Source organism: Kitasatospora sp. NPDC086791 (assembly GCF_040685975.1).
Taxonomy (GTDB): domain Bacteria; phylum Actinomycetota; class Actinomycetes; order Streptomycetales; family Streptomycetaceae; genus Kitasatospora.
Genome location: NZ_JBFBOC010000018.1, coordinates 122,552 through 133,958, shown reverse-complemented (window position 1 = coordinate 133,958; position 11,407 = coordinate 122,552). Strand labels below are relative to the sequence as shown.

At 73.5% G+C, this 11,407-nt stretch carries 9 protein-coding genes; 7 read left to right on the top strand and 2 right to left on the bottom strand.

The window, feature by feature from the left end:
* Positions 1-69 precede the first annotated feature (69 nt).
* Together clpB and AB0Q99_RS23160 are read right to left on the bottom strand one after the other, a co-directional pair.
* Complete coding sequence (clpB, locus tag AB0Q99_RS23165; protein ID WP_363574683.1) at positions 70-2,658, bottom strand: ATP-dependent chaperone ClpB; 2,589 nt, start codon at positions 2,656-2,658, stop codon at positions 70-72.
* 104 nt (positions 2,659-2,762) lie between these two features.
* Entirely contained in the window at positions 2,763-3,698 is a 936-nt protein-coding gene (locus AB0Q99_RS23160; RefSeq protein WP_363574681.1) for a LysR family transcriptional regulator, read from the bottom strand.
* Between the two features lie 71 nt (positions 3,699-3,769).
* On the opposite strand from AB0Q99_RS23160, the gene AB0Q99_RS23155 reads away from it, so the two are divergent.
* The 7 genes from AB0Q99_RS23155 (at position 3,770) to AB0Q99_RS23125 (ending at position 11,405) form a co-directional block, all read left to right on the top strand.
* Positions 3,770-4,897, top strand: coding sequence for a TDT family transporter (locus AB0Q99_RS23155; protein WP_363574679.1), 1,128 nt, complete (start codon positions 3,770-3,772; stop codon positions 4,895-4,897).
* Between the two features lie 790 nt (positions 4,898-5,687).
* Entirely contained in the window at positions 5,688-6,641 is a 954-nt protein-coding gene (locus AB0Q99_RS23150; RefSeq protein WP_363574677.1) for a LuxR C-terminal-related transcriptional regulator, read from the top strand.
* A complete protein-coding gene (locus tag AB0Q99_RS23145; RefSeq protein ID WP_363574675.1) occupies positions 6,631-7,563 on the top strand; it encodes a LuxR C-terminal-related transcriptional regulator in 933 nt (310 codons plus the stop codon). The genes AB0Q99_RS23150 and AB0Q99_RS23145 overlap by 11 nt, the downstream gene beginning before the upstream one ends.
* Positions 7,556-8,542, top strand: coding sequence for a helix-turn-helix domain-containing protein (locus AB0Q99_RS23140; RefSeq protein ID WP_363574673.1), 987 nt, complete (start codon positions 7,556-7,558; stop codon positions 8,540-8,542). Before AB0Q99_RS23145 ends, AB0Q99_RS23140 begins: the two co-directional genes overlap by 8 nt.
* Before the next feature lie 548 nt (positions 8,543-9,090).
* Positions 9,091-9,489 (top strand): LuxR C-terminal-related transcriptional regulator, encoded by a 399-nt coding sequence (locus AB0Q99_RS23135; protein ID WP_363574671.1) that lies wholly within the window; start codon positions 9,091-9,093, stop codon positions 9,487-9,489.
* Positions 9,482-10,441 (top strand): LuxR C-terminal-related transcriptional regulator, encoded by a 960-nt coding sequence (locus tag AB0Q99_RS23130; RefSeq protein ID WP_363574669.1) that lies wholly within the window; start codon positions 9,482-9,484, stop codon positions 10,439-10,441. Before AB0Q99_RS23135 ends, AB0Q99_RS23130 begins: the two co-directional genes overlap by 8 nt.
* Positions 10,434-11,405, top strand: coding sequence for a LuxR C-terminal-related transcriptional regulator (locus tag AB0Q99_RS23125; protein ID WP_363574667.1), 972 nt, complete (start codon positions 10,434-10,436; stop codon positions 11,403-11,405). The genes AB0Q99_RS23130 and AB0Q99_RS23125 overlap by 8 nt, the downstream gene beginning before the upstream one ends.
* Positions 11,406-11,407: the final 2 nt, after the last annotated feature.

The following is an 11,407-nucleotide window of genomic DNA, read 5'->3' as shown; positions in this document are numbered from 1 at the left end:
TGGCCTCCTCCATCACCTCGATCGTGGTGCGGATCAGCTCGACGGTCTGGCGCAGGGTGATCGCCCTGGTCAGCTCGCGCGGGGCGGTGCCGAAGCGTCCTCGTCCAGCTCGACCAGGACGGTGTCCCCGTCGTGCACCGCGCCGGACAGGATCGCCCGGGCCAGCTGGTCGCCGATCGAGGACTGCACCAGCCGGCGCAGCGGCCGGGCGCCGTACGCCGGGTCGTAGCCGGTGAGCGCCAGCCAGTCGCGGGCGGCCCCGGAGACGTCCAGGGTGAGCCGCCGCTCGGCCAGCCGCTCGCCGAGGCGGGCCACCTGCAGGTCGACGATCCGGCTCAGCTCGCCGGTGCCCAGCGGGTCGAAGACCACGATGTCGTCCAGCCGGTTGAGGAACTCCGGCTTGAACGCGGCCCGGACGGAGTCCAGCACCAGCTGCTTCTTCCGGTCCTCCGGGGTGGCCGGATCGACCAGGTACTGGCTGCCCAGGTTGGAGGTGAGGATCAGGATGGCGTTGCGGAAGTCGACCGTCCGGCCCTGGCCGTCGGTGAGCCGGCCGTCGTCCAGCACCTGGAGCAGGACGTCGAAGACCTCCGGGTGCGCCTTCTCCACCTCGTCCAGCAGGACGACGCTGTACGGGCGGCGGCGGACCGCCTCGGTGAGCTGGCCGCCCTCCTCGTAGCCGACGTACCCGGGCGGGGCGCCGACCAGCCGGGAGACCGAGTGCTTCTCGCCGTACTCGCTCATGTCGATCCGGACCATCGCCCGTTCGTCGTCGAACAGGAAGTCGGCCAGGGCCTTGGCGAGTTCGGTCTTGCCGACGCCGGTGGGGCCGAGGAAGAGGAAGGAGCCGGTCGGGCGGTCCGGGTCGGCGATGCCGGAGCGGGTGCGGCGCACCGCGTCCGAGACGGCCCGCACGGCCTCGCTCTGGCCGATCAGGCGCTTGCCCAACTCCTCCTCCATCCGCAGGAGTTTGGCGCTCTCGCCCTCCAGCAGCCGGCCGGCCGGGATGCCCGTCCAGGAGGCGACCACGTCGGCCACGTCGTCCGGGCCGACCTCCTCCTTGACCATCGAGGCGGAGGCGTCCTGGTCCGCCGCGCGCTCCTGGGCCTCGGTGAGCTCCGTCTCGGCGGCCGGGATCTCGGCGTACATCAGCTTGGAGGCCCGCTCGAAGTCCCCGTCGCGCTGGGCGCGTTCGAGCGCGCCGTGCAGGTCGTCCAGCCGCTCCTTGAGCTCGCCGACCCGGTTGAGGCTCTTCTTCTCCTGCTCCCAGCGCGCCGTGAGCACGCTCAACTGCTCGTTCTTGTCGGCGAGGTCGCGCCGCAGCCGGGCCAGCCGGTCGACCGAGGCCGGGTCCGACTCCTTCTCCAGGGCCAGCTCCTCCATCCGCAACCGGTCCACGGAGCGCTGGAGTTCGTCGATCTCGACCGGGGAGGAGTCGATCTCCATCCGCAGCCGGGAGGCCGCCTCGTCGACCAGGTCGATCGCCTTGTCGGGCAGGAAGCGGGAGGTGATGTAGCGGTTGGACAGGGTGGCCGCGGCGACCAGGGCGGCGTCCGAGATCTGCACCTTGTGGTGCGCCTCGTACCGGCCCTTGAGGCCGCGCAGGATGGCGATCGAGTCCTCCACGCTGGGCTCGCCCACCAGCACCTGCTGGAAGCGGCGCTCCAGGGCCGGGTCCTTCTCGATCCGCTCGCGGTACTCGTCCAGCGTGGTGGCGCCGACCATCCGCAGCTCGCCGCGGGCCAGCATCGGCTTGAGCATGTTGCCCGCGTCCATCGCGGAGTCGCCGCCGGCGCCCGCGCCGACCATGGTGTGCAGCTCGTCGATGAAGGTGACGACCCGGCCGTCGGAGTCCTTGATGTCGTTCAGGACGGCCTTCAGCCGCTCCTCGAACTCGCCGCGGTACTTGGCGCCCGCGACCATCGCGCTGAGGTCCAGCGCGACCAGCCGCTTGCCGCGCAGCGACTCCGGCACGTCGCCGGCCACGATGCGCTGGGCCAGGCCCTCGACCACGGCGGTCTTGCCGACGCCGGGCTCGCCGATCAGCACCGGGTTGTTCTTGGTCCGGCGGGAGAGCACCTGGACGACCCGGCGGATCTCCTGGTCCCGGCCGATCACCGGGTCGAGCTTGCCGTCCCGCGCGGCCTGGGTGAGGTCGGTGCCGTACTTCTCCAGCGCCTTGTAGGTGCCCTCCGGGTCCGGTGAGGTGACCCGGCCGCTGCCGCGGACGTCCTTGAACGCGGCGAGCAGCGCCTTCGGCGTCGCGCCCTGCTGCACCAGCAGCTCGGCGACCGGGCCGCCCTCGGCGGCCAGGCCGACCATCAGGTGCTCGGTGGAGACGTACTGGTCGTCCAGGTCGTCCGCGCGCCGGCCGGCCTCGGTGAGCACCGCCAGGGTGTCCCGGGCGAGCTGCGGCGCGGCGACCGTCGAGCCCATCGCGCTGGGCAGCCCGGCCGACTGGCGGCGGGCCTCGGTGTCGATCCGGGCGGTGTCGGCCCCGACCGCTTCCAGCAGGGGCCGGGCGATGCCCTCGGGCTGCTCCAGCAGGGCGATCAGGATGTGCACCGGCTTGACGTCCGGGTTGCCGGACGCGCCCGCCTGCCGGATCGCGGCGGACAGGGCGTCCTGCGTCTTGGTGGTGAACTTGCTGGCGTCCACTGCTGGGGGGTCCTCCCTGGTCGTCCTTCGCTGCTGCCATCCACAGCATGCATTAAGTTGAGTCTACTCCGCTCAACCTTTTTTCGGGCCCGATCCTTCCGGACTCAGGGGCGACTTCCGGCTGAACGTTCGGGGGCGCTCCGCCGGGTCAGCCCTAGCAGCTCCCGGGCCGGGCCGCCCGGCCGCTGCCCGGCCGGCCACACCGCGCGCAGCGGCCGCCGCAGGTCCAGGTCCTCGGCCAGCGGCACCTCGACCAGCCGCCGGGTGGCCAGCTCCTCCACCACCGCCAGCTCGCTCAGGCAGACCGGCCCCGCCCCGGTCATCGCCGCCGCCTTCAGCGCGGTGGACGAGGCCAGTTCGAGCCGGGGCCGGGCGGCGCCCCCGAACGGCCGCAGCGCCATCTCCAGCACCTCCCGGGTGCCCGAGCCGGGCTCGCGCAGCACCAGCGGGGTGGCCGCCAGCTCGGGCCCGGTCAGCGGGGCGCGGCGGCGCGCCCAGGGGTGGCCGGGCGCCACCACGACCACCAGCCGGTCGGCGGCCACCACCGCGCCGGCCAGCCCGGGCGGGGTGGCCGGGCCCTCGACGAAGCCGAGGTCGGCGTGCCCGGCCAGGACGTGCCCGGCGACCTCCGCCGAGTTCGCCGTCCGCAGCGTCACCGCGGTGCCCGGACTGGCCTCGGAGAGCCCCAGCAGCCAGCCCGGCATCAGGTACTCGGCGACCGTCAGGCTGGCCACCACCCGCAGCTTGGCGTCCCGGCGCTCGCGCAGCGCGTCGATCCCGGCGTCCAGCGCCTGCGCGGCCTCCACCACCTGCCGGGCCCACTCGACCACCAGCCGGCCCGCCTCGGTCGGCGTGCTGCCCCGGGGTGAGCGGTCCAGCAGCGGGACGCCGATCTGTCGCTCCATGCCCTTGATCCGGGCGCTGGCGGTCGGCTGGCTGACGCCCAGCTCCGCCGCCGCCCGTCCGACGCTGCCCAGCCGGGCCACCGCGAGCAGCAGTTCCAGGGCGCCGAGTTCGGGGACGTGCGGGGAGAGAGCCATAGACCCAGGCTATGCCTCCATAGGATCTTCGGCGCTACCGGCGGTCGGCCTTCGGAGCGATGGTGGGGAGCATGTCCACCTTGGCCGAATTTCGACCCCTCACCCGCCCCGCCGCCCGCCGCCCCGCCGTCCGCCCGTCCCGGTACGACCTCTCGCAGCTCGGCCCGAACTGGTACGCCGCCGTGATGGGCACCGCGATCCTCGGCAACGCCGCCGCCGCCCTGCCGGTACGGCTGCCCGGGCTGATCGGCTTCGGCGAGGTGATGTGGGGGCTCGGCCTGGCCGCGCTGCTGGTGCTGGGCACGGCCCGGCTGGTCCACCTCGCCCGGCACCGCGAGGCCGCCCGCGCCCAGCTGCTGGACCAGCCGGCCGTCGCCGTCTTCTACGGCTGCCCGCCGATGGCCCTGCTCTCGGTCGGCCTCGGCACCCTGCTGCTCGGCTCCCGGGTCATCGGCACCGGCCCGGCGGTCGCCGTGGACGCCGTGCTGTGGGGCGTCGGCACCCTGTACGCGCTGGCCGTCGCCGGCGGCATCCCGTACCTGATGATCACCCGGCACCCGGTCTCGGTGCTGGAGTCCAACCCGACCTGGCTGCTGCCGGTGGTCGCCCCGCTGGTCGCCTCCGCCTGCGGCCCGGCGCTGATCCCGCACCTGCCGGCCGGGACGCCGCGGCAGGCCATGCTGTACGCCTGCTGCGGGCTGTTCGGGATCGGGCTGCTGGCCACCCTGGTGCTGCTGCCGGTGGTCTTCACCGGGCTGCTCCACAGCAAGCTGCCCACCCTGGTGCTCACCCCCTCGCTGTTCCTGGTGCTCGGCCCGCTCGGCCAGTCCGTCACCGCCGTCCACCAGCTCGCCGACGCCGCCCGCCCGGTGCTGCCCGCGCTGGCGCCCGCCATGCTCGACCTCGCCGAGCTGTACGGCGTCGCGGTGATCGGCGTCGCGGTGCTCTGGCTGGCCGTCGCGCTCGCCGCCAACCTGCGCGCCCGGCGGGCCGGGATGCCCTTCGCGATGACCTGGTGGGCGTACACCTTCCCGATCGGCACCTGCGTCACCGGCGCCTCCGCGCTCTCCCGGCACACCGGCTTCGGGGGCTTCACCGCGCTGGCCGCCGGGCTGTTCCTGCTGCTGGCGGTCGCCTGGGTGCTCGCGGCGGGCGGTACGGCGGCGGGGCTGGCGCGCGGGCGGCTGCTGGCCCGTTGAGGCGGGGCGGCCGGGCCGTGCGTGCGGGCCGTGCGTGCCCGGCCGTGCGGGCGTGCCGGCCGGGCCGGGCCCGGCCGGGCGACCGGTCACCGCGCGTAGACACGCAGCTCAGGACCGTGCCGCCGTTGCAGGAACGCGCACCCGCGAAATGACCGTACACAGCCGACCGGCGGTACCGCCGGGTCCCGCCCCCGCCCCGCGCTGGCCTCGGCCTTCACCGGAATCCGCCCCGCCGCACGAGCCCCCGCCACCGCCCCGCGGTGCAGATAGCTGCAATTGCGCGAACATGCACTCGGGCGGCACTTGTCCACCGGCCGTCACACTGTGAGGGTGGACTCACGCCAAGTCGTCCGGGCAACCGCAGCCCGATGATGGCGACTTGCTCTTCGGAACTGACCACCGGCGCACCATTCCCGCGCCGGTGGAACGGGGGGGAAGAGCGCCGGCCGGGGACCATGTGTGGTGATGGCCTCCGGAACCGGAGCCGTCGAGGCGTTGCTGCTCCGCCTCGACGGAAGCGCCGTGACACTGGCGTGCAGACGGCGGCCCCCGGACGTCCCGGTGTGCGACGGCACCCGGGCCCGGGGCCCGCCGTCCCAGCCGTTACCGTGACCGCCGAACCGCGCGATCACGCCGTAGCGGCACCCGGTACCGTGAGCCCGCTCGGCACCCGGTACCCGCGGCTCGCGCAACGGGGGAGCGCGAGCCGCAGCACCAGGGGAGAGGCATCCGGCAGGGAGAGTACGACGTGACGGCGGAACGGGCGGTCGCGCCGCACCAGACGGGGCCCGTGGGCGAGGAACCCGACGAGGCCGCCCGGCAGCTGTACCTGGCGATCATCGCCGAGGGCGGCCGGATCCCCTCCGCCGGAGTCCCGGACACCGACCGGGCCGCCCTCCAGCAGCTCATCGCCATCGGCCTGCTGATGGTCAATCCGATGGACCGCTGCTACACCGCCGTCAGCCCGCGCTCGGTCAGCGACCGCCTCGGCTCCGAACTCCGCAGCGAGGCCACCCGGCTGCTGGTCCGCGCCGAGAACCTCCCGGGCGCCCTGGACGGCCTCACCCGCGCCTACGACGCCATGCCCCGCCCCTCCGCCCGGGCCGGCGGCGCCGTCCACGTCGAGGGGCACGTCCACATCCGGCAGCGGATCTCCCAACTCGTCTCCGACTGCCGCTCCGAGGTCCTCACCGCCCAGCCCGGCCACCGCCCCGCCGACACCTTGCAGGTCGCCCTCCTCCAGGACGTCCAGCTCCTCCAGCGCGGCTGCTCGCTGCGCACCATCTACCAGCCGGTCGCCCTCGCCGAACCGCCCGCCCTCGCCTACGCCGAGGAGGTCACCCGGCACGGCTCGCTGATCCGCGTCCTCGACGAACCCTTCCAGCGGCTCATCGTCTTCGACCGCACCGTCGCCGTGATCTCGGCCAGCGACGACAACAGCACCGCCGCCTTCATCAGCGACCCGGCCACCATCACCTTCCTGGTCGGCGCCTTCGAACGCGACTGGGCGCGCGCCGACACCGCCGAAGCCGCCGCCGCCCTCGGCCAGGGCCCGGCCCGGACCATCCCCGAACGGGTCGGCCGCCTGCTCGCCCGCGGCCTCACCCAGCGCGCCGTCGCCACCCGCCTGGGCCTCAGCGAACGCACCGTCGCCGCCCACATCTCCCGCCTCCGGGACCGCTACGGCGCCCAGACCCTCTTCCAACTCGGCTGGCTCATGAGAGGCGCCCGCGATGACCGATGAACCCGGCCAGGCCGAACGCGCCCTCTACCTCGCCGCCGTCCGCGGCGGCGGCCGCCTGCGCCCCGAACACCTCGCCCCGGCCGACCGCCCCGCCTGCGCCGCCCTCGTCGCCCGCGGCCTCCTCACCACCACCGCCACCGGCTGGACCGCCGTCAGCCCGCGCGCCCTGGGCGACCGCCTCGGCGTCGAACTGCGCACCCGCGCCACCCGCCTGCTCCAGCACGCCGAACGGCTCCCGGGCGCCCTCGCCCCGCTCGCCCTCGCCTACGACGCCGTCCGCCACCCGCACGGACCGGCCGGCGACGCCGTCCACCTCGACGGCCACGCCGACATCCGCCAGTACATCGCCGAGCTCATCTCGGAGTGCCAGGAGGAAGTGCTCGCCGCCCAGCCCGGCCCCCGCCCGGTCGACGGCCTCCGGATGGTCCTCGCCCAGGACCTCTCCCTGCTCCGCCGCGGCTGCTCGCTGCGCACCGTCTACCAGCCGGCCACCCTCGCCGACCACACCGTCCAGCGCCAGATCGCCCTCCGCACCCGGCAGGGCGCCCGGGTCCGGCTGCTCGCCGAACCGTACGAACGGCTGCTCGTCTTCGACCGCAAGGCCGCCGTCATCCCCGCCGCCGAGGACCGCAGCCGCGCCACCGTCCTCACCGACCCCGCCGTCGTGGCCCACCTGGTCGCCCACTTCGAACGCGACTGGGCCCGCGCCACCCCCGCCGACCGGTACTTCGACCCCCCGCACCCCACCACCGTCCGGATCGGCCGCCTGCTCGCCCGCGGCCTCACCCAGCGCGCCGTCGCCACCCGCCTCGGCCTGAGCGAACGCACGGTGGCCGGCCACCTCTCCCGCCTCCGCGACCGCTACGGCGCCCACACCCTCTTCCACCTCGGCTGGCGCCTGCGCGGGGAGCGCCATGACTGACACCCCCGCCACCCTGCTCCCCACCGCCCTCCCGGACCCGGCCGCCCGCGCCCTCTACCTCGCCATCCTCCGCGAGGGCGGCCGGGTCCGGATCGCCGACATTCCACCGGGGGACGAAGGGACGGTCCAGGCGCTCCTGGAACTGGGCCTGCTGAAGCCGTACATCTCCGACGGCTCGCTCAGCGCGGTCGACCCGCGCTCGGTGACGGCCCGGATCGGCACCGACCTGCGCGCGGCGGGCACCCGTCTGCTGAAGCAGGCCGAGGAACTGCCGGACCTGTTCGGCGACCTCACCGCCGCCTACGACTCGGCGCCCCGCCGACCCGGCCGCTCCGGTACCACCCGGATCATCGAGGGCATGGAGAACATCCGGCACCAGATCTCCCAACTCTCGGAGGAACTACGCCAGGAGGCACTCTCCGTCCACCCGGGCGGAGCCCGGCCGGCGGATGCCGCCGACGACACCGTGGACCATGTCCGCCGCTTCCTGGCGCTGGGCGGCTCGATCCGCACCCTGTACGAGTCCGGGTCCCGGCTCCATCACCCGACGGTCCGGCTGGCCGCCCGGCTGACCGAACTCGGCTGCCACATCCGGGTGGCGCCGTTCTCGGTGTCCCAGGTGATGATCTTCGACCGCGCGGTCGCCGTCGTCCCCACCACCTCGGACCGCGCCAGCGCGGCGGTCATCGAGGACCCGGCCGTGGTCGACTTCCTGGTGCGCGACTTCGAACTGCACTGGCAGGACGCCGAGGGCGTCAACTGGTCTGCTCTTGCTGCCGGTTCCACCGACGCCTCCGCCCACGAGCAGGTGGCCCGCCTGCTCGCCCGGGGTCTCACCCAGCGGGCGATCGCCACCCGCCTCGGCCTCAGCGAGCGGACGGTGGCGGGCCACATCGCGAGGCTGCGCGAACTGCACGATGCGGAGACGCTGTTCCAGTTGGGCTGGCAGATGCGGGGAGCCCGTGATGTCCGAACCTGATCTGCCCGACGCCGCCGCCCGGGAGCTGTACCGGGAGATTTTGAAGGACGGCGGCCGTCTGCGGCTCAGCGAGGTCCGTCCCGAGGACGAGCCGGCGGTCAGGCAACTCGCGGACCTGGGTCTCCTGCTCCTGCACGAAACGGATGGGTTCTACACCGCGATCAACCCTCGCGCCGTGGGCGAGCGGCTGGGTGCCGACCTGCGGGAGGAGAGCAGCCGTCTGCTGGCCAAGGCGGCCGTCATCCCGGATCTGCTGGAGGACCTCGCTCGGGCCTACGACGCGGCGCCGCGCCGGACGGGACCGGCGGGCGGAGTCCGGCAGGTGGCGGGCATGATGGAGATCCGCCACCTGCTCTCCCAGTTCGTCAAGGACTATCCCCACGAGGCCTTGTCCGCCCAGCCGGGCAGGTTCCAGCCACCGGCTCAGCGGGGGGGACGGCCTGGCACAGACGCGCCGCTACATCGAGCGCGGCGGTTCGGTCCGTACGATCTACCAGCCGCAGGCCCGACTGGACCGGGACCAGGTCGAGTTCGCTGCGGAGACCACGATGATGGGTTCGCGGCTACGCGTCCTCGACCTCCCTTTCAGCCGGACCATCATCTTCGACCGCACCATCGCCCTGATCTCGGCGGCCTCCGACAACAAGGCCGCCGTCGTCGTGGAGGATCCCACGACGGTCGCGTACCTGGTCGGGGTTTTCGAGCAGCAATGGGCGCAGGCCCAGGTGGTGGACTGGGTCGCAATGGCCGCCGGTTCGGTCGAGCCGGCCGCCCATGAGCAGGTGGGTCGCCTGCTCGCCCGGGGTCTCACGCAGCGGGCGATCGCCACCCGGATGGGCTTGAGCGAGCGCACCGTGGCCGCCCATATCGCGCGCCTCCGCGAGTCGTACGACGCGGAGACGCTGTTCCAGTTGGGCTGGCAGATGAGGGGAGCCCGTGATGTCTGAGCCCGGCCTGCCCGACGCCGCCGCCCGGGAGCTGTACCGGGAGATCCTGAAGGACGGCGGCCGTCTGCGGCTCAGCGATGTCCGTCCCGAGGACGAGCCGACGGTCAGCCAACTCGCGGAGCTGGGACTCCTGGTCCTCCGCATTGCCGACGGTGCCTACAGTGCGGTGAACCCCCGGGTGGTCGGCGAGCGGATCGGTGCCGATCTGCGCGAGGAGAGTGCCCGGCTGCTCGCCAGGGCCGCCCTCGTTCCGGATCTCCTGGACGATCTGGCCCAGGCCTATGACGTGGCACCTCGCCGGAGCATGCAGGCCGGAGGTGTGGGACGGGTGGCGGGCATGGTCGAGATCCGGCACCTCATCTCCCAGTGGGTCGGGGAATATCCGCACGAGGCACTGGCCCTGCAGCCCGGCGGACCCCGCCCGCACGGTCACATGGCGGACGCGCTGGAACACGCCCGTCGCTACGTCGAGGGAGGTGGCGTCATGCACACCATCTTCGAGCCCTCGGCCTGCTCCGACCCGCGGACCGTCGAGTACGCGAGGCAGTCGACGCTGGTGGGTGCCCCCATCCGACTGCTGGAAGGACCCTTCACCAAGACGCTGATCTTCGACCGGGCCGTCGCCCTGATCCCCGCGGTTTCCGACCACACGGTGGCCGCCGTGGTGGAGGACCCCGCGATGATCGCCTACCTGGTCGGGGTCTTCGAGCGGCAGTGGAAGCAGGCTCAAGTGGTGGACTGGGAGGCGCTGGCGGAAGGATCCGCCGGGGTAGCCGTCCATGAGCAGGTGGGTCGCCTGCTGGCCCGGGGCCTCACGCAGCGGGCGATCGCCAGCCGGATGGGGCTGAGCGAGCGGACCGTGGCCGCCCATATCGCGCGGCTGCGGGAGGCGTACGACGCGGAGACGCTGTTCCAGTTGGGCTGGCAGATGAGGGGAGCCCGTGATGTCTGAGCCCGATCTGCCCGACGCCGCCGCCCGGGAGCTGTACCGGGAGATCGTCAAGGAGGGCGGCCGACTCCGGGTCAGCGACATCCGTCCCGAGGACGAGCCGACGATCGGCCAGCTCACGGCCCTGGGCCTGCTGGTCCTGCACACCGCCGATGGTGCCTACAGCGCGATCAATCCCCGGGCCGTGGGCGAGCGAATGGGCGCTGACCTGCGGGAGGAGAGCACCCGGCTGCTCGCCCGGGCGGCTCGCATCCCCGATCTGCTGGAGGACCTCAGCGAGGCTTACGACGCGGCACCGCGCCGGACGGAACCGGTCGGTGGCGTCCGGCAGGTGGCGGGCAAGGAGGAGATCCGGCACCTGCTCTCCCAGTTCATGAGGGAGTATCCGCACGAAGCCCTGACGGCCCAGCCGGGCAGGTTCCACCCGCCGGCTCACCGGGAGGACAGCCTGGCACAGACCTGCCGCTACATCGAGCGCGGCGGCTCGGTCCGCACGATCTACCAGCCGCAGGCCCGACTCGACCGGGATCAGGTCGAGTACGCGGCGGAGGCGGCGAAGGTGGGATCGAGGATCCGCATCCTCGACGTCCCCTTCAGCCGGACGCTCGTCTTCGACCGCACCGTCGCCCTGATCCCGGCGACCTCGGACAACAAGGTCGCCGCCGTGGTGGAGGATCCGGCGGTGGTCGCGTACGTGGTCGAAGTCTTCGAGCAGCGCTGGCAGCAGGCTCAAGTCGTGGACTGGATCGCCTTGGCCGCCGGTCCGGTCGAGCCCACCGCCCATGAGCAGGTGGGTCGCCTGTTGGCTCGGGGCCTCACGCAGCGGGCGATCGCCAGCCGGATGGGGCTGAGCGAGCGGACGGTCGCCGGTCACATCGCCCGGCTGCGTGAGCAGTACGACGCGGAGACGCTGTTCCAGTTGGGCTGGCAGATGCGCGGAGCCCGGGCGGGGGAGTCCGGTGGGTGAGC